Source organism: Pseudomonas rustica, from assembly GCF_049959085.1.
Classification (GTDB): Bacteria; Pseudomonadota; Gammaproteobacteria; order Pseudomonadales; family Pseudomonadaceae; genus Aquipseudomonas; species Aquipseudomonas rustica.
The window spans coordinates 5472303-5493123 of the sequence record NZ_CP188200.1 but is presented as its reverse complement, the minus strand read 5'-3'; the positions used below and the strand labels follow the sequence as shown (position 1 = coordinate 5493123).

Here is a 20821-nt window from a genome sequence, read left to right as displayed (position 1 = left end):
GCCCCATCAGGGCGGCCGTTGTGTTCATGCATCAGCTGTTGTTGTGGTCGACCTTGATGGTCGGGTCGCTACCAGCAATCAGGTTATGAATGTTGGCACTCGACCAGTTGTTGCCTTCCAGTTTGATCGTCACGTCCGGCGTGGCCGCAGCCGCATCGCCCGAGTTGAACTTGCCTGCCGAGCTGACTTGCAGCGACGACGTGCCGTCGACCGTGGTGATCTTCAGGAAGTTGTCGATGGTGCTGCCGGTCTCGCCCTGCAGCAAATCGCGCAGGTCGATGCGGTCACCGTCGGCGGCCTTGAAGTCCTTGATCACGTCGTTGCCGGTGTCGCCCGATTTCCAGACGAAGGTGTCGGCACCCGAACCACCGATAAGGATGTCGTTGCCCGAGCCGCCGATCAGCGTGTCGTTGCCAGTACCACCGAGCAGGATGTCATTGCCTTTGCCGCCATCGAGCGTGTCGTTACCGCCCGAGCCGAACAGGATGTCATTGCCCGCGCCACCCAACAGCGTGTCGTTGCCGTCATGCGCGCCGGACACATCGAACGCCTGATAGTGCTCGGTGATGTACTGGTGCACGTTGCTGGTAGTGACTTTGCTGACGTCGACCCCGGTTTCCTTGGCCACGAACGCCTGCATCGCCTGATAACCCTCGCCGGCAATGCCGTTGAAGCTCACCAGATCGCCGAACAGGATGTCGTTGCCGTCGCCACCGCTGAGCGCGTCGTTACCCGGCAGGGTTGCTTCGGTGTGGCCGATGATCGAGTTGGCAAGATCCTTCGGATCGATGTTGGTTTGTGGCGTTTTGTCCGAGTCGTAAGGTTTCAGGTCATTGAGGCTGACACCGCTGTTGAGGCCGATGGCTTCAACGTTGGACAGACCGCTGAGCAGCGCGAAACTGCTGGTCGAGTTGTCGGTGGTGGTTGTGCTGGTGCTGCTGCCGCTGCCCGCCAGGTTCGACAACTCATAGGTGCCGTCGCCCTGAGCGTGAACGGTGCCCAGGCTGCTCCAGTTCCAGCTGCCGTTTTTGTACGTTTGCAGAACAGCAGCACCGGCGGCACTGATGCTCAGATAGTGCGTGCTGTCGATGTACGTGGCGAAGCTATCGCCCAGCTTGTAATTGCTGGTCGTCACCACGCTGTCGAACTTCACGCTGTTGTACAGCGTCGGGTTTGTCTGCTCGCCGCTCTGGTAGTAGGTCGGCTGACCGTCGGTGATGAAGTACGTGAGGTTCTTCGCCCCGGTGTTGGCCACGGCGTCAGCGCTCTGGAACCAGTTGGCCGTGGTTTTGAACACGTCCTCGTAGTTGGTGCCGCCGCCGGACGCCATCGAGTCGAGTACGGCTTTGAGCTGCGTCAGCGCGTTCGGGTCGTTGAGGTTCACCGACACCGACTTGTTCACCTGGGTGTCGAAGTCCGCAAGGAAAATGTTCACCGTGCCCGAGTTGTTGCCGCCCAGGCTCTGCTTGAGGGTGTTGAACACCGACGTCAGCGAGTCCTTGGCCGCGCTGATCGACGAAGCGCTCATGCTGCCCGAGCTGTCGACCATGAACGCGATGTTGTAGTTGGTGCCCGGCACCACGGTCAGACCGCCGATGTCAGCGACCATGATGTCGTTGCCGTCGGTGCCGCTGAAGGTGTCATCGCCCGAAGTGCCGACGATGGCGTTATAGACCGCCGGCACCACGGTGACCGGAATGGTCGCGGTGGTGCTGGCCGAACCGCCCAGCGCTTCGGTCGAGGTCGACGTCACGGTCAGGTTGAACTGGCCGTTGTAGTAGGTCGGTGGGGTCACGGTCAGGGTGCCGAGGCTCCAGCCAGTGACGTTGGCGTCGCCGCTGGTCGCGGTGACGGTGAAGCTGTGGCCCGCGCCGTCGGTGAGTACCGAGCCGACCGGTGCGCCGCTGATCTTCACGCTCAGGGTTTCCGAGCCGTCGGTGTCGGTCAGGCCCGTGGTCACGGCCGACAACTTGACGCTGGTGCCTTCGGCGCCGGTGTTGAGCTTGTAGCCGTCGTAATAGCCTTCGCCGTTGCTGCCATGCAGATCGGAAACGGTCACGCCGGAGTTCACCAGATCCTGCACACCGGTGTAGATCGGCACGCCAGCGCTGCTCAGGTCGATCGCCGTGCCGCCGTTGACCGACAGGTTGACGTCATAGCTGCCCGGGCCGCTCTGGTTGTGGTGGTAGATATCCAGGGTGTAGTAGCCGCTGGTGGTCGGGGTGAACGAGCCGTTGAGGTTGCCGCCCACGCCCCACGTGGTCGAGGCCACGGTTTTACCGCCAATGGTCACCAGCAGGCTGTCATCACCGATACCGGTGAAGGTGTAGCTCTTGCCGGCTTCCAGATAAATCAGGCCCGAGGTTTTCGATGCGGTACCGGCGGTCACGCTGCCGTCGGACTGCACGTTGGTCACGTTGGTGCTGGAGTTCGGTTTGCCGGCGGCGTCGATGACGTTTTTCAACGTCGTCGCATCGGCGCCGTTGCCGTTGGTGCCGAGGCCCGACAGGCCGGTCCAGACTTCCTTGATCAGGCCGGTGGACTTCACGCTGTTGTCGGCCACGCTCACGGTCGGTGCATCAGCCACTGGCGTGATGTCGATCTTGATCGTGCCGGTGCTGCCCAGCAGTTGGCCGTCGGTTGGCTGGAATTGCAGCTGTGCGTAATCAGCCTTCTGATCGCCAATGCCCGCAGCATTGCCGTTCGCGCCCGACTCGTTGGCATCCGGCATGAAGCGCAGTTTGCCCGCGTCGATGTCGGCCTTGCTGAAGGTCTGGTTGTTGGCGACGTCTTTCCACGTCGAACCGTCCAGATACTGCAGTTTGCCTTCGCCCGGCAGCTGGGTGATTTTCACCCCGAGGCTGCTGGCCGGGCTGTCGACATCCGTCACACCGAAGGTCGACCAGCCGAGGATCAGCGGCGTGTCTTCCGTGCCGGTGACGTTGCTCGGTGCGGCGATCGGCGCATCGTTGATCGCCACCACGTTGACCGTGGTGGTCGCGGTGTTGGAGTAGTTGCCGCCATCGGTCACGGTGACGGTGATGATGCGCGGCACGGTGCTCGGGTCTTCACTGTTGTTGGTGAAGCTGATGTTCTTGATGGCCTGCATGTAGTCGGCCAGCGTCGCATTACCTGACAAGGTCAGGGTGACGGTGCCGTTGGTGCTGTTGGCATTGATGGTGATGCCGTTGACGCTGTTGCCCAGATTCAGCGCATCGCCGTCCTGACGGTTGGTCAGTACCACGGTGGCGCCGGTGAGCATGGTGCTGTCCGGGTCGGTGATCTTGATATCGGTGTCGGCAATCGACACGCCCGCGCCCGGGGTGTTTTCGGTGAACGTCACCTTGTAGTCGGCACCGGTGGCGCCGCTGGAGTTGTTGGCGTCCAGATCGATGACCGGCGGCGCATCGTTGTCGATGATCGAGGTGCTGACGCTGCCGTTGGTGGCGCTGATCGCGAGGTTCTCGAAGTTGCCGCCCGTGGCCGAATCGATCTTGACCACGAAGTTCTCGGTGCCTTCGGTGATCTTGTCATCGATGGTGGCGACGTTGAACTGCGCGCTGCTCGCACCTGCCGGGATCTTCACGGTGTACACACCGGTGAAGTCCGAACCGTCAGCGGCGGTACCGCTGTAGACGATTTTCAGGGTCACATCGGTTTGCGCCGGGTGGTTCAGGCTGACGGTGTAGCTGGCGGTCTGGCCTTCGGTTACCGAGCTGCTGCCGGTGATGCTGACGGTAGTGGTGTCGATGGTGTCGGTGACGCTGGTCACGGCTGGCGTGTTGCTGGTCACCAGGTTTTCGAAGCTGCCACCGGTGGCGTTGCTGATCGTTGCCTGCACGGTGCCGGCGTCTTTGTAGACGTCGTCGGCTGGCGCCGGCACGGTCACGGTGCCGGTGGTTTTGCCGGCTTCGATGGTGATCACCGAGCCGTTGCTCAGGGTCACGGTCACTGGCGAGCCAGCGGCGTTGGTCAGAGTTGCGGTGTAGGTGATCTGGCCACCCTCGGCCACGGTGCCGGTCGCGGACAGCGACAGGTTGGTGGTGTCGACGGTGTCGGTCACGGTGGTGCTGACCGGGGTTTTGTCGGCTACCAGATTTTCGTAGTTACCGCCGCTGACGTTGGTGATCGAGTTGGTCAGTGGAGCGTGGCCAGTCAGTGCGTCGTTTGGCGCAGTGGATGTCACGGTGCCGGTGGTTTTGCCGATGTCGATGGTGATGGTCTGACCGTTGGCCAGGGTCACGGTCACTGGCGAGCCGGTGACTTGCGCGCCGACGGTTGCGGTGTAGGTGACGGTGCCACCTTCAGCGGCGGTGCCGGTTGCGGTTAGCTTCACGGTCGTCGTGTCGATGGTGTCAGTGACGCTGGTCACGGCTGGGGCGGTGCTTGTCACCAGATTTTCGAAGCTGCCACCGGTGGCGGTTTTGATGGTTGCCTGCACGTTGCCGGCGTCTTTGTAGACGTCGTCCGCCGGAGCAGCCACGGTGACGGTGCCGGTGGTTTTGCCTGCGTCGATGGTGATCACCGAGCCGTTGCTCAGGGTCACGGTGACTGGCGAGCCAGCGGCGTTGGTCAATGTTGCTGTGTAGGTGATCTGGCCACCTTCGGCCACGGTGCCGGTCGCGGACAGCGACAGGTTGGTGGTGTCGATGGTGTCGGTCACGGTGGTGCTGACCGGGGTTTTGTCGGCTACGAGGTTTTCGTAGTTGCCGCCGGTTACGTTGGTGATCGCGTTGGTCAGTGGAGCGTGGCCAGTCAGTGCGTCGTTTGGCGCAGTGGAGGTCACGGTGCCAGTGGTTTTGCCGATGTCGATGGTGATGGTCTGACCGTTGGCCAAAGTCACTATTACTGGCGAATTGGTGACTGGAGCGCCGACTGTCGCGGTGTAGACGACGTTGCCGCCTTCTGCCGCTGTCGCCGTTGCCGTCAACTTCACAGTGGTGGTGTCGATGGTATCGGTGACGCTGGTCACGGCTGGCGTGGTGCTCGGTACCAGGCTTTCGAAGTTGCCACCGGTGGCGTTGCTGATGGTTGCTTGCACGGTGCCGGCGTCTTTATAGACGTCGTCCGCCGGAGCAGCGACGGTCACGGTGCCGGTGGTTTTACCGGCTTCGATGTTGATCACAGCGCCGTTCGACAAGGTCACCGTCACTGGCGAGCCAGCAGCGTTGCTCAATGTCGCGGTGTAAACGATCGAGCCACCTTCGGCGACCGAGTTGGTAGCGCTGAGTGACAGGTTTGTCGTGTCGACGGTGTCGGTCACGGTGGTGCTGACCGGAGTTTTGTCGGCCACGAGGTTTTCGTAGTTGCCGCCGCTGACGTTGGTGATCGAGTTGGTCAGTGGTGCATGGCCGGTCAGCACGTCGTTAGGTGCGGCGGTGGTTGCGGTGCCAGTGGTTTGACCTACAGGGATGGTGATGGTCTGACCGTTGGCCAGGGTCACGGTGACTGGTGAGCCGGTTACCGGAGCACCGACGGTTGCCGTGTAGACGACGTTGCCACCTTCGGCCGCTGTCGCGGTGGCCGTCAGTTTCACCGTGGTGGTGTCGATGGTGTCGGTCACGCTGGTCACGGCTGGCGCAGTGCTGGTCACCAGATTTTCGAAACTGCCACCGGTGGAGGTTTTGATGGTTGCCTGCACGTTGCCGGCGTCTTTGTAGACGTCGTCGGCTGGAGCAGCGACGGTGACGGAGCCAGTGGTTTTGCCCGCTTCGATGTTGATGACTGCGCCGTTCGACAGGGTCACGGTGACTGGCGAGCCAGCGGCGTTGGTCAATGTCGCGGTGTAAACAATCGATCCACCCTCGGCGACAGAGCCGGTCGCGGACAGCGACAAATTGGTGGTGTCGACAGTGTCAGTCACATTGGTCGAAACCGGAGTTTTGTCGGCCACGAGATTTTCGTAGTTGCCGCCGGTTACGCCAGTGATCGCGTTGGTCAGCGGAGCATGGCCAGTCAGCGCATCGTTCGGTGCGGTGAAGGTCACAGTGCCGGTGGTTTTGCCGACTTCGATGGTGATGCTCTGGCCGTTGGACAGGCTTACGGTGACCGGCGAACCAGTAACCGGAGCGCCGACGGTGGCGGTATAGGTGACGTTGCCGCCTTCAGCTGTGGTAGCGGTGGCCGTCAGCTTCACCGTGGTGGTGTCGATGGTGTCAGTGACACTTGTCACGGCTGGCGCAGTGCTGGTAACCAGATTTTCGAAACTGCCACCGGTGGCGGTTTTGATGGTGGCCTGCACGTTGCCGGCGTCTTTGTAGACGTCGTCAGCTGGAGCAGCGACGGTGACGGTGCCAGTGGTTTTGCCGGCGTCGATGGTGATCACAGCACCGTTCGACAGGGTCACGGTGACTGGCGAGCCAGCGGCGTTGGTCAAGGTTGCGGTGTAGACGATCGAGCCGCCTTCGGCGACCGAATTGGTAGCGCTGAGCGACAGGTTCGTCGTATCGACGGTGTCGGTCACGGTGGTGCTGACTGGCGTCTTGTCGGCGACGAGGTTCTCGAAGTTGCCGCCGCTGACGTTGGTGATCGAGTTGGTCAGTGGTGCATGACCGGTCAACACGTCGTTTGGCGCAGTGGTGGTTGCAGTGCCAGTGGTCTGGCCCACGCCGATGGTGATGGTCTGACCGTTGGCCAGGGTCACGGTGACTGGCGAGCCGGTGACTTGCGCGCCGACGGTCGCGGTGTAGGTGACGGTGCCACCTTCAGCGGCGGTGCCGGTTGCGGTTAGCTTCACGGTCGTCGTGTCGATGGTATCGGTCACGCTGGTCACGGCTGGCGCAGTGCTGGTCACCAGGTTTTCGAAACTGCCACCGGTGGCGGTTTTGATGGTTGCCTGCACGTTGCCGGCGTCTTTGTAGACGTCGTCAGCTGGAGCCGCGACGGTGACGGTGCCGGTCGTTTTACCCGCTTCGATGTTGATGACTGCGCCGTTCGACAGGGTCACGGTCACTGGCGAGCCAGCGGCGTTGGTCAATGTCGCGGTGTAAACAATCGATCCACCCTCGGCGACAGAGCCGGTCGCGGACAGCGACAAATTGGTGGTGTCGACAGTGTCAGTCACATTGGTCGTAACCGGAGTTTTGTCGGCCACGAGATCTTCGTAGTTGCCGCCGGTTACGCCAGTGATCGCGTTGGTCAGCGGAGCATGGCCAGTCAGCGCATCGTTCGGTGCGGTGAAGGTCACAGTGCCGCTGGTTTTACCCACTTCGATGGTGATGCTCTGGCCGTTGGACAGGCTTACGGTGACCGGCGAACCAGTAACCGGAGCGCCGACGGTGGCGGTATAGGTGACGTTGCCGCCTTCAGCGACCGAAGTATCGGCCGTCAGTTTGACGGTCGAAGTGTCGATGGTGTCGGTGACTTGGGTGACCGCCGGAATAGTGCTCGGCACCAGGTTTTCGAAGTTGCCACCAGTGGCAGTGGAGATGGTTGCTTCGACTTTACCAGCATCTTTGTAGACGTCATCGGCAGGTGCAGCGACGGTGACGTTGCCCGAAGTTTTGCCTGCCTCGATAGTGATTACGGCGCCATTCGACAGAGTCACGGTCACTGGCGAGCCAGCAGCGTTGGTCAATGTCGCGGTGTAAACGATCGAGCCACCTTCAGCCACGGAACCGGTCGCGGACAGCGACAGATTGGTGGTGTCGACGGTGTCGGTAACGTTGGTCGAAACCGGTGTCTTGTCAGCCACCAGATTTTCGTAGTTGCCGCCAGTCACGCCGGTAATCGAGTTGGTGATCGGCGCATGACCGGTCAACGCATCGTTTGGTGCGGTGAAGGTCACGGTGCCAGTGGTTTTACCCACTTCGATGGTGATGTTCTGGCCATTGGCCAAGGTCACCAGAACCGGCGAACCGGTTACTGGCGCGCCAACAGTCGCGGTGTAGGTGACGGTGCCACCTTCAGCAGCGGACTCGGTCGCGGTCAGTTTCACGGTCGAGGTGTCGATGGTGTCGGTTACTTCGGTAACGGCTGGAACAGTGCTCGGTACCAGTTTTTCGAAGTCGCCGCCGGTTGCGGCAGAAATGGTTGCTTCGACTTTGCCGGCGTCTTTGTAGACGTCATCGGCAGGTGCAGCGACGGTGACGTTGCCCGAAGTTTTGCCGGCTTCGATGGTAATCACAGCGCCGTTCGACAGAGTCACGGTGACTGGCGAGCCAGCAGCGTTGGTCAGTGTCGCGGTGTAAACAATCGAGCCACCTTCAGCCACGGAACCGGTCGCGGACAGCGACAGGTTGGTGGTGTCGACGGTATCAGTGACGTTGGTGCTGACCGGAGTTTTGTCGGCCACCAGATTTTCGTAGTTGCCGCCAGTCACGCCAGTAATCGCGTTGGTGATCGGCGCGTGGCCGGTCAGCGCATCGTTTGGCGCAGTGAAGGTCACGGTACCGGTGGTTTTACCCACTTCGATGGTGATGTTCTGGCCATTGGACAGGCTTACGGTGACCGGCGAACCAGTAACCGGAGCGCCGACGGTGGCGGTATAGGTGACGTTGCCGCCTTCAGCGACCGAAGTATCGGCCGTCAGTTTGACGGTCGAAGTGTCGATGGTGTCGGTGACGCTGGTCACCGCTGGCGCGGTGCTGGTTACCAGGTTTTCGAAACTGCCACCGGTGGCGGTTTTGATGGTGGCCTGCACGTTGCCGGCGTCTTTGTAGACGTCGTCAGCTGGAGCAGCGACGGTGACGGTGCCAGTGGTTTTACCAGCTTCGATGTTGATCACGGCACCGTTCGACAGGGTCACGGTGACTGGCGAGCCAGCAGCGTTGGTCAATGTCGCGGTGTAAACAATCGAACCGCCTTCAGCCACAGAACCGGTCGCGCTCAGCGACAGGTTAGTAGTGTCGACGGTGTCGGTAACGTTGGTCGAAACCGGAGTTTTATCAGCAACGAGATTTTCGTAGTTGCCGCCAGTCACGTCAGTGATCGCGTTGGTGATCGGCGCATGACCGGTCAACGCATCGTTCGGCGCAGTGAAGGTCACGGTGCCAGTGGTTTTACCCACTTCAATCGTAATGTTCTGACCGTTGGCCAGGGTGACGACGACAGGTGAACCGGTCACTGGCGCGCCGACAGTCGCGGTGTAGGTGACGGTGCCACCCTCGGCTGCTGTTTCGGAGGCGCTGAGTTTCACGGTCGAGGTGTCGATGGTGTCAGTCACTTCGGTAACAGCTGGAACAGTGCTCGGTACCAGTTTTTCGAAGTCACCACCGGTTGCGGCAGAAATGGTTGCTTCGACTTTGCCGGCGTCTTTGTAAACGTCATCGACAGGTGCAGCGACGGTCACATTGCCCGAAGTTTTGCCCGCTTCAATGGTGATCACGGCGCCGTTCGACAGAGTCACGGTGACTGGCGAGCCAGCAGCGTTGGTCAGGGTTGCGGTGTAGATGATCGAACCACCTTCAGCCACGGAGCCAGTCGCGGACAGCGACAGATTGGTGGTGTCGACGGTATCGGTAACGTTGGTCGAAACCGGCGTCTTATCAGCCACCAGGTTCTCGTAGTTGCCGCCGGTCACGTCAGTGATTGCGTTGGTGATCGGCGCATGACCGGTCAACGCATCGTTTGGCGCGGTGAACGTTACGGTGCCAGTGGTTTTGCCCACTTCAATGGTGATGTTCTGGCCATTGGCCAAGGTCACCACGACCGGCGAACCGGTTACTGGCGCGCCGACAGTCGCGGTGTAGGTGACGGTGCCACCCTCGGCCGCTGTTTCGGAAGCGCTGAGTTTGACGGTCGAGGTATCGATCGTGTCGATCACTTCGGTAACAGCTGGAACAGTGCTCGGTACCAGTTTTTCGAAGTCGCCACCGGTTGCGGTAGAAATGGTCGCTTCAACTTTGCCAGCATCTTTGTAGACGTCATCGGCAGGTGCAGCGACGGTGACGTTGCCCGAAGTTTTACCGGCTTCGATGGTGATCACGGCGCCGTTCGACAGGGTCACGGTGACTGGCGAGCCAGCAGCGTTGGTCAATGTCGCGGTGTAAACAATCGAACCACCTTCAGCCACAGAACCGGTCGCGCTCAGCGACAGATTAGTGGTGTCGACGGTATCTGTAACGTTGGTGCTGACCGGAGTTTTGTCGGCCACCAGATTTTCGTAGTTGCCGCCGGTCACGTCAGTGATTGCGTTGGTGATCGGCGCATGACCGGTCAACGCATCGTTTGGCGCGGTGAACGTTACGGTGCCAGTGGTTTTGCCCACTTCAATGGTGATGTTCTGGCCATTGGCCAAGGTCACCACGACCGGCGAACCGGTTACTGGCGCGCCGACAGTCGCGGTGTAGGTGACGGTGCCACCCTCGGCCGCTGTTTCGGAGGCGCTGAGTTTCACGGTCGAAGTGTCGATGGTGTCGGTGACTTCGGTAATGGCTGGAGCAGTGCTCGGTACCAGATTTTCGAAGTCACCACCGGTTGCGGCAGAAATGGTTGCTTCGACTTTGCCGGCGTCTTTGTAGACGTCATCGGCTGGCGCTGGAACAGACACGGTGCCGGAAGTTTTGCCCGCTTCGATGGTGATTACAGCACCGTTCGACAGGGTCACGGTGACTGGCGAGCCAGCAGCGTTGGTCAGTGTCGCGGTGTAGATGATCGAACCACCTTCAGCCACGGAGCCAGTCGCGGACAGCGACAGGTTGGTGGTGTCGACGGTATCAGTGACGTTTGTGCTGACCGGCGTTTTGTCGGCTACCAGATTTTCATAGTTGCCGCCGGTAACGCCAGTGATCGCGTTGGTGATCGGCGCGTGGCCGGTCAACGCATCGTTTGGCGCGGTGAAGGTCACGGTGCCAGTGGTTTTGCCCACTTCAATCGTGATGTTCTGGCCGTTGGCCAAGGTCACTACAACTGGCGAACCAGTCACAGGCGCGCCAACAGTAGCGGTGTAAACAACCGCACCACCTTCAGCAGCGGACTCGGTCGCGGTCAGTTTCACGGTCGAGGTGTCGATGGTGTCAGTCACTTCGGTAACAGCTGGAACAGTGCTCGGTACCAGTTTTTCGAAGTCGCCACCGGTTGCGGTAGAAATGGTCGCTTCAACTTTGCCGGCGTCTTTGTAGACGTCATCGGCAGGTGCAGCGACGGTGACGTTGCCGCTGGTTTTGCCAGCTTCGATAGTGATCACAGCACCGTTCGACAGTGTCACGGTCACTGGCGAGCCAGCAGCGTTAGTCAATGTCGCGGTGTAAACAATCGAGCCACCTTCAGCCACGGAACCGGTCGCGGACAACGACAGGTTAGTGGTGTCGACGGTATCAGTAACGTTGGTCGAAACCGGCGTCTTATCGGCCACCAGATTTTCGTAGTTGCCGCCAGAAACGTCGGTAATTGCATTGGTCAGCGCAGCATGGCCAGTCAGTGCATCGTTAGGCGCAGTAGTGGTCACGGTACCGGTAGTTTTACCCACTTCAATCGTGATGTTCTGACCATTGGCCAAGGTCACCACAACCGGCGAACCGGTCACTGGCGCACCCACAGTCGCGGTGTAAGTAACGTTGCCACCCTCAGCCGCCGACTCGGTCGCGGTCAGTTTGACGGTGGTGGTGTCGATGGTGTCGGTGATGTTGGTCACGGCCGGAACGATGCTCGGCACCAGGTTCTCGAAGTTGCCGCCAGTCGCCGTCGAAATGGTTGCTTCGACTTTGCCAGCGTCCTTGTAAACGTCATCCGCCGGAGCCGCAACGGTCACGGTACCGCTGGTTTTGCCCGCTTCGATGGTGATCACTGCGCCGTTCGACAGGGTCACGGTCACCGGAGTACCGGCGGCGTTGGTCAGGGTCGCGGTGTAAACGATTGAACCACCTTCAGCCACCGAGTCGGTCGCGGTCAGGTTCAGGTTGGTGGTGTCGTTGGTGTCCGAAACCGCGGTGTCGGCGGACTTGCCGTCGACCGCGAGTTTTTCGTAGTTGCCACCAGTGGCGCCGTCGATGGTCACGCTCAGCGAGCTGCCGCCGGCCAATGGGCTGTTCGGCGCAACGTAGTTCACCGTGCCGGTGGTTTCACCGACGGCGATGGTGATGGTCTGGCCGTTGGACAGGTTGACGACAACCGGCGAGCCAGTGACTGGCGCGGTAACGGTCGCGGTGTAGACCACGGTTTCGCCTTCGGCGACGTTGGCGGTGGCGGACAGCGACACGGTGGAGGTGTTGATGGTGTCGTTGACGGTGGTGACGGCCGGGGCGGTGCTGGTGACGAGGTTTTCGAAATCGCCACCGGTTGCGCCTTTGATGGTCGCTTCAACAGTGCCGGCGTCTTTGTAGACGTCATCTTTCGGTGCGTCGACGGTCACGGTGCCGGTGGTTTTGCCAGCGTCGATGGTGATCACCGAGCCGTTGCTCAGGGTCACGGTTACCGGGCTGCCAGCAGCGTTGGTCAGGGTTGCGGTGTAGGTGATCTGGCCGCCTTCATCCACAGAACCGGTGGCGCTGAGCGACAGGTTGGTGGTGTCGGTGGTGTCGGTCACGGTGGTGCTGACCGGGGTTTTGTCGGCAACGAGATTTTCGTAGTTGCCGCCGGACACGTTGGTGATCGAGTTGGTCAGCGGAGCATGACCGGTCAACGCATCGTTCGGCGCGGTAGTGCTCACGGTGCCGGTGGTTTTACCCACTTCGATGGTGATGTTCTGACCATTAGCCAAGGTCACGACAACCGGCGAACCGGTGACTGGCGCGCCGACGGTCGCGGTGTAGGTGACGGTGCCACCTTCAGCAGCGGTCTCGGTAGCGGTCAGTTTGACGGTCGAGGTGTCGATGGTGTCAGTGACGTCAGTGATGGCTGGCGTGGTGCTCGGAACGAGGTTCTCGAAGTTACCGCCCGTGGCGTCCTTGATGGTCACTTCGACTTTGCCGGCGTCTTTGTAGACGTCATCGGCTGGCGCGGCAACGGTCACGGTGCCCGTGGTTTTGCCCGCTTCGATGGTGATGGTCGAACCGTTCGAGAGGTTCACGGTTACCGGCGTGCCGGCCGGGTTGGTCAGGGTCGCGGTGTAAACAATCGAACCGCCCTCGGCGACGGTGCCGGTCGCGCTCAGCGTCAGATCGGTGGTGTCGACGGTGTCGGTGACGGTGGTCGAAACCGGGGTTTTGTCGGCGACCAGATTCTCGTAGTTGCCGCCGCTCACGTCAGTGATCGCGTTGGTCAGCGGCGTGTGGCCGTTCAGCGCGTCGTTCGGTGCGATGGTGGTGACGGTGCCGGTGGTTTTACCCACTTCGATAGTGATGTTCTGGCCGTTGGCCAAGGTCACGACGACAGGCGAACCGGTGACTGGCGCGCCGACGGTCGCGGTGTAGGTGACGGTGCCACCTTCAGCAGCAGACTCGGTGGCGGTCAGTTTGACGGTCGAGGTGTCGATGGTGTCAGTGACGTCAGTGATGGCTGGCGTGGTGCTCGGAACGAGGTTCTCGAAGTTACCGCCGGTGGCGTCCTTGATGGTCACTTCGACTTTGCCGGCGTCTTTGTAGACATCATCGGCTGGCGCTGCAACGGTCACGGTGCCGGTGGTTTTACCGGCCTCGATGGTGATCACCGAGCCGTTCGACAGGGTCACGGTGACTGGCGAGCCTGCAGCGTTGGTCAGGGTCGCGGTGTAGATGATCGAACCACCCTCGGCCACAGAACCGGTGGCGCTGAGCGACAGGTTGGTGGTGTCGGTGGTGTCGGTCACGGTGGTGGTGATCGGGGTTTTGTCGGCGACCAGATTTTCGTAGTTGCCGCCGGTCACGCCGGTGATCGAGTTGGTCAGCGAAGCCTGACCGGTCAGCGCATCGTTTGGTGCGGTGAAGGTCACGGTGCCGGTGGTTTTGCCGACTTCGATGGTGATGCTTTGGCCGTTGGCCAGGTTCACCACGACTGGCGAACCGGTAACCGGCGCGCCGACAGTGGCGGTGTAAGTGACGGTGCCGCCTTCAGCCACGGTGGTGTCGGCCGTCAGTTTCACGGTCGAGGTGTCGATGGTGTCAGTGACGTCGGTCACCGCTGGCGTGGTGCTCGGAACGAGGTTCTCGAAGTTACCGCCCGTGGCGTCCTTGATGGTCACTTCGACTTTGCCGGCGTCTTTGTAGACGTCATCGGCAGGCGCGGCAACGGTCACGGAACCGGTGGTTTTGCCCGCTTCGATGGTGATGGTCGAACCGTTCGACAAGTTCACGGTAACGGGGGTGCCGGCCGGGTTGGTCAGGGTTGCGGTGTAAACAATCGAACCACCCTCAGCCACGGTGCCGGTCGCGCTCAGCGACAGGTTGGTGGTGTCGACGGTGTCGGTCACCGACGTTACGGCCGGGGTTTTATCTGCGACGAGGTTTTCGTAGTTGCCGCCGCTGGTGCCGTCGATTTTCACGCTCAGCGTGTTGCCGCCAGCCAGTGCATCGTTCGGTGCGGTGAAGTTGACGCTGCCGCTGCTGGCGCCGACCGGAATGGTGATGGTCTGGCCGTTGGACAGGGTCACGACAACCGGCGCGCCGGTAACCGGAGCGGTCACGGATGCGGTGTAAACCACCACGCCGCCTTCAACGGTGGCGGCGGTGGCGGTCAGCGAAACGGTGCTGTTGTCGATGGTGTCGGTGACGTCGGTGACCGCTGGAGTCTTGTCGACCACCAGGTTCTCGAAGTTGCCGCCCGTGGTTTTGGTGATGCTCGCGTCGACCTTGCCGGCGTCCTTGTAGACGTCATCGCCCGGTGCGGCGACGGTGGCGGTGCCAGAGGTCGCGCCTTTGGCGATGTTGATCACCGCGCCGTTGCTCAGGGTCACGGTCATCGCCGTGCCGGCCGCGTTGGTCAGGCTCGCGGTGTAGACGATCGAACCGCCCTCGGCGACCGAACCGGTGGCGCTCAGGCTGATATTGGTGGTGTCGGTGGTGTCGGTGACGGTGGTGACCACCGCCGAACGGTTGGCATCAACCTGCTCGAAGTTGCCGCCGCTGTGGCTGGCAATCGCGGTCTGTACTTTGCCGCCGTCGATGTAAGGGGTATTGGCAGGCGCGGCGAAATTCACCGAACCGCTGGTCGCACCGGCGGCAATGTTGATCACTGCGCCGTTGGCCAGGGTCACAGTCATGGCGGTGCCGGCCGGATTGCTCAGGGTCGCGGTGTAGGTGATCTGGCCACCTTCGCTGACGGTGTCGTTGGCGCTGAGGGTCAGCGTGGTTTTGTCGACGGTGTCATTGACGGTGGTGCTGACCGGGGTCTTGCTGACGTCGAGTTTTTCGAAGTTGCCGCCGGTGGCATCGGTCATGGTCACGGTGAGCTTGCTGACGTCTTTGTACACGTCGTCGCTCGGCGCGGCGATGGTCACCGAACCGCTGGTTTTGCCAGCCTCGATGGTGATGGTCTGGCCGTTGCTCAGGTTGACGGTCACCGGCGTTTGCGCGGCGTTGGTCAGGGTCGCGGTGTAGGTGATCGACGTGCCTTCGAGCACATAGCTTTCAGCGCTGAGGGTCAGGTGCGTGGTGTTGATCGTGTCGGCAACGTTGGTCACCGCTGGCGTCGGATTGGCCACCAGGCTTTCGAAGTTACCGCCGTCGGTGCCCTTGATGGTCACTTCGACTTTGCCGGCATCTTTGTAGACGTCATCGGCTGGCGCAGGAACGGTCACGGTGCCGGTGGTCTTGCCGGCGTCGATGGTGATGGTCGAACCGTTGCTCAGGGTCACGGTCACCGGGGTGCCGGCCGGGTTGGTCAGCGTCGCGGTGTAGACGATCTGCCCGCCTTCATTGACGTTGCCGGTGGCGGTCAGCGAAACGGTGGTGGTGTCGACGGTGTCGGTCACGGCGGTGCTGACCGGGGTTTTGTCGGCGACCAGATTTTCGTAGTTGCCGCCGCTGACATTGGTGATCGAGTTGGTCAGCGGCGCGTGGCCGGCCAGCACGTCGTTCGGTGCGGTGGTCGACACGGTGCCGGTGGTTTGGCCGACAGCGATAGTGATGCTCTGACCGTTAGCCAGGGTCACGACGACAGGCGAGCCGGTCACTGGCGCACCAACAGTCGCGGTGTAAGTGACGGTGCCGCCTTCAGCCGCAGTCTCGGTCGCGGTCAGTTTCACGGTCGAGGTGTCGATGGTGTCGGTCACGTCGGTGACGGCAGGCGTGGTGCTCGGAACGAGGTTCTCGAAGTCGCCGCCGGTGGCGTCCTTGATGCTCACTTCGACTTTGCCGGCGTCTTTATAGACGTCATCGGCAGGCGCAGCGACGGTCACGGTGCCGGTGGTTTTGCCAGCGTCGATGGTGATTACCGAGCCGTTGCTCAGGGTCACGGTGACTGGCGAACCTGCTGCGTTGGTCAGGGTCGCGGTGTAAACGATCGAACCGCCTTCAGCCACGGTACCGGTGGCGCTGAGCGTCAGGTTGGTGGTGTCAGTGGTGTCGGTCACGGTGGTGCTGACCGGAGTTTTGTCAGCCACCAGATTTTCGTAGTTGCCGCCGCTCACCTCGGTGATCGAGTTGGTCAGCGGTGCGTGACCGGTCAACGCATCGTTCGGTGCGGTGGCGGTCGCGGTGCCGGTGGTCTGGCCGACGGCGATGGTGATGGTCTGACCGTTGGCCAGGGTCACGATGACCGGCGAACCGGTGACTGGCGCGCCGACGGTCGCGGTGTAAGTGACGGTGCCGCCTTCAGCAGCGGTCTCGGTCGCGGTCAGTTTCACGGTCGAGGTGTCGATGGTGTCGGTCACGTCGGTGACGGCTGGCGTGGTGCTCGGAACGAGGTTCTCGAAGTCGCCGCCGGTGGCGTCCTTGATGCTCACTTCGACTTTGCCGGCGTCTTTGTAGACGTCATCGGCAGGCGCAGCGACGGTCACGGTGCCGGTGGTTTTACCAGCCTCGATGGTGATCACGGCGCCGTTCGACAAGGTTACGGTGACGGGCGAGCCGGCAGCGTTGGTCAGGGTCGCGGTGTAAACGATCGAACCGCCTTCAGCCACAGTGCCGGTGGCGCTGAGGGACAGATTGGTGGTGTCGGTAGTGTCGGTGACGGTGGTGCTGACAGGAGTTTTGTCAGCCACCAGATTTTCGTAGTTACCGCCGGAAACCTCAGTGATCGACGTGGTCAGCGGCGCATGGCCGGTCAGCGCATCGTTCGGTGCAGTGGCGGTTACGGTGCCGGTGGTCTGGCCGACCGCGATGGTGATGGTTTGGCCATTGGCCAAGGTCACGACGACAGGCGAACCGGTGACCGGCGCGCCAACGGTTGCGGTGTAGGTGACGGTGCCGCCTTCAGCCACGGTGGTGTCAGCGGTCAGTTTGACGGTCGACGTGTCGAGGGTGTCGGTCACTTCGGTGACAGCCGGAACAGTGCTCGGCACCAGATTCTCGAAGTTGCCGCCAGTGGCGTTGTCGATGCTGACTTCGACTTTGCCGGCGTCTTTATAGACGTCATCGGCAGGCGCAGCGACGGTCACGGTGCCGGTGGTTTTGCCCGCTTCGATGGTGATCACCGAGCCGTTCGACAGGGTCACGGTCACCGGTGTGCCGGCCGGGTTGGTCAGGGTTGCGGTGTAAACGATCGAACCGCCTTCAGCCACAGAACCGGTGGCGCTGAGCGACAGGTTGGTGGTGTCGGCAACATCGGTGACGTTAGTGGAGACCGGAGTTTTGTCGGCGACCAGATTTTCGTAATTGCCACCGCTGACATTGGTGATCGAGTTGCTCAGCGGCGCGTTGCCGGCCAGCGCGTCGTTCGGCGCGGTGGTGGTCACGGTGCCGGTGGTTTGGCCGACCGCGATGGTGATGTTTTGGCCGTTGGCCAAGGTCACGACAACCGGCGAGCCGGTGACTGGCGCGCCAACGGTTGCGGTGTAAGTGACGGTGCCGCCTTCAGCCACCGAGGTGTCAGCCGTCAATTTCACGGTCGAGGTGTCGACGGTGTCGGTCACTTCGGTGACGGCCGGAACGGTGCTCGGCACCAGGTTCTCGAAATTGCCGCCGGTGACGTTATTGATGCTGACTTCGACTTGGCCGGCGTCTTTATAGACGTCATCCGCCGGTGCCGCGACGGTCACGGTGCCGGTGGTTTTGCCGGCGTCGATGGTGATCACCGAGCCGTTGCTCAGGGTCACGGTGACTGGCGTGCCGGCCGGATTGGTCAAGGTTGCGGTGTAAACGATCGAACCGCCTTCAGCAACGGTGCCGGTCGCGGACAGCGACAGATTGGTGGTGTCGATCGAATCGGTAATCGTGGTGGTCGCTGGCGTGGTGTTCGGCACCAGGTTTTCGAAGTTACCGCCGGTTGCGCCGGTAATCGTGGTGCTGACCGTGCTGCCATTGTTGTAGACGTCGTTGGCCGCTGTCGGCACGTTGACGCTGCCGGTGGTTTTGCCGGCTTCAATGGTGATGGTCGAACCGTTCGACAGGGTGATCGTCACCGGGGTTTGCGCGGCGTTGGTCAGGGTCGCGGTGTAGGTGATCTGGCCACCTTCGACGACGGTGCCGGTGGCGGTGAGGCTGACGTTGGTGGTGTCGACCGAATCAGTGATGGTGGTTACTGCTGGCGTCGGATTTGGCACCAGGTTTTCGAAGTTGCCGCCGGTTGCACCAGTGATCGTGGTGCTGACAGTGCTGCCATTGTTGTAGACGTCGTTGGCCGGGGTCGGCACGTTGACGACGCCCGTGGTCTGGCCGGCTTCGATGGTGATGGTCGAGCCGTTCGACAGAGTGACGGTCACCGGGGTTTGCGCCGGGTTGGTCAGGGTCGCGGTGTAAGTGATCTGGCCGCCTTCGGTGACATTCGTCCCCGCCGTCAGGGTGACGGTGGTGGTGTCGACCGAATCGGTGATGGTGGTCACTGCTGGCGTCGGATTCGGCACCAGGTTTTCGAAGTTGCCACCGGTGGTGCCGGTAATCGTGGTGCTGACGGTGCTGCCGTTGTTATAGACGTCGTTGGCTGGGGTCGGCACGTTGACGACGCCAGTGGTCTGGCCGGCTTCGATGGTGATCGTCGAGCCGTTCGACAGAGTGACGGTGACCGGGGTTTGCGCCGGGTTGGTCAGGGTCGCGGTGTAGGTGATCTGACCGCCTTCGGTGACGGTCGAGCCAGCGGTCAGGGTGACCGTGGTGGTGTCGATCGAATCGGTGATGGTGGTTACTGCCGGCGTCGGGTTCGGCACCAGATTTTCGAAGTTGCCACCGGTGGCACCAGTGATGGTGGTGGTGACGGTGCTGCCGTTGTTGTAGACGTCATTGGCCGCTGTCGGCACGTTGACGACGCCAGTGGTCTGGCCGGCTTCGATGGTAATGGTCGAGCCGTTCGACAGGGTGACGGTCACCGGCGTCTGCGCCGGGTTGGTCAGGGTCGCGGTGTAAGTGATCTGACCGCCTTCGGTGACGGTCGAGCCAGCGGTCAGAGTGACCGTGGTGGTGTCCACCGAATCGGTAATGGTGGTGGTCGCTGGCGTCGGGTTCGGCACCAGATTTTCGAAGTTGCCACCGGTGGTGCCGGTAATCGTGGTGCTGACAGTGCTGCCGTTGTTGTAGACGTCATTGGCAGGGGTCGGCACGTTGACGACGCCCGAGGTCTGGCCGGCTTCGATGGTGATTGTCGAGCCGTTCGACAGAGTGACGGTGACCGGGGTTTGCGCCGGGTTGGTCAGGGTCGCGGTGTAGGTGATCTGACCGCCTTCGGTGACGGTCGAGCCAGCGGTCAGCGTGACCGTGGTGGTGTCCACCGAATCAGTAATGGTGGTGGTCGCTGGCGTCGGGTTCGGCACCAGATTTTCGAAGTTGCCGCCAGTCGCACCAGTGATGGTGGTGGTGACGGTGCTGCCGTTGTTATAGACGTCGTTCGGCGGCGTTGGCACGTTGACGGTGCCGGTGGTCTGGCCCGCGCCAATGGTGATGGTCGAGCCGTTCGACAGGGTGACGGTCACCGGGGTTTGCGCCGGGTTGGTCAGGGTCGCGGTGTAGGTGATCTGGCCGCCTTCGGTGACGTTCGTGCCCGCCGTCAAAGTGACGGTGGTGGTGTCGATGGTGTCGGTGACCTGGGTCGTGGCCGGGACGGTCGGCGGGGTTACGGTGATGCCGTTGCCGCCGGTGGTGCCGGTGACGGTCACGTCGATCTGGGTCGAGTCGTTATAAACAGTGTCGTTCGGCGCCAGCGGCACGTTGACGGTGCCCGTGGTCGAACCGGCCGGAACCACAATCACCGCGCCGTTGGACAAGGTGATGGTCAGGTCGGTCAGCGGCGCCTGGGTCAGCGTCGCGGTGTACACCAGCACGCCACCGGCTTCGGTGATGGTCGGTGTGGCGCTGACGCTCAGGGTCGAATCGCGCAGGGCATTCGTGGTGGTGTCGGTGGTCTGCCCGCCGGTGATGTCTTGCGTGGTCTGCCCGGCAGCGTTGATGCCTGCGGTCGGGAAGCCAATCGTCGGGTCAACGCGGCCAGCGGTGGCGTCGAGCATCACGAAACTGTGGCCACCACCGGCAGCACCGCCAGTGCCTGCGGCGCTTGGGCCGGCAGCGGTGGCGTCGAGGGCGGTCGTCGGGTCGACACCGGCGGCGATGGCTTGCTGCAATTCTTCTACCGACGGCGCTGCCTGCGCGGTGGCTTCAGCCAGGTCAGTGCTGGAGTCGGGCGCGTTGGCGCTCCACTGCGTTTCGCGACCGAGGTCGAGGGTGCGGCCATCTGCCAATTCAAGCGACACGGCGCCGGAGAGGCCGGTGTCGATCTGGTCGCCGACAAACAGGCGATCGCCTTCAACGAGTACGCGACGCACGCCCTCTGGTGACACCACGAATACCTGACCAACAATGCTTTTGACGATGGCAACAACACTGCTCATTGAAGACTCTCCGGGTGTCACGTTCAGTTGACTTCCATGGACCTGATGGCATGGGCG

At 61.8% G+C, this 20821-nt stretch carries 1 protein-coding gene; it reads right to left on the bottom strand.

The genetic code is table 11. The annotated features are described in order from the left end of the window. Nucleotides 1-31: 31 nt before the first annotated feature. Complete coding sequence (locus ACP3TY_RS24885) at nt 32-20764, bottom strand: immunoglobulin-like domain-containing protein (RefSeq protein WP_426618715.1); 20733 nt, start codon at nt 20762-20764, stop codon at nt 32-34. Nucleotides 20765-20821: the final 57 nt, after the last annotated feature.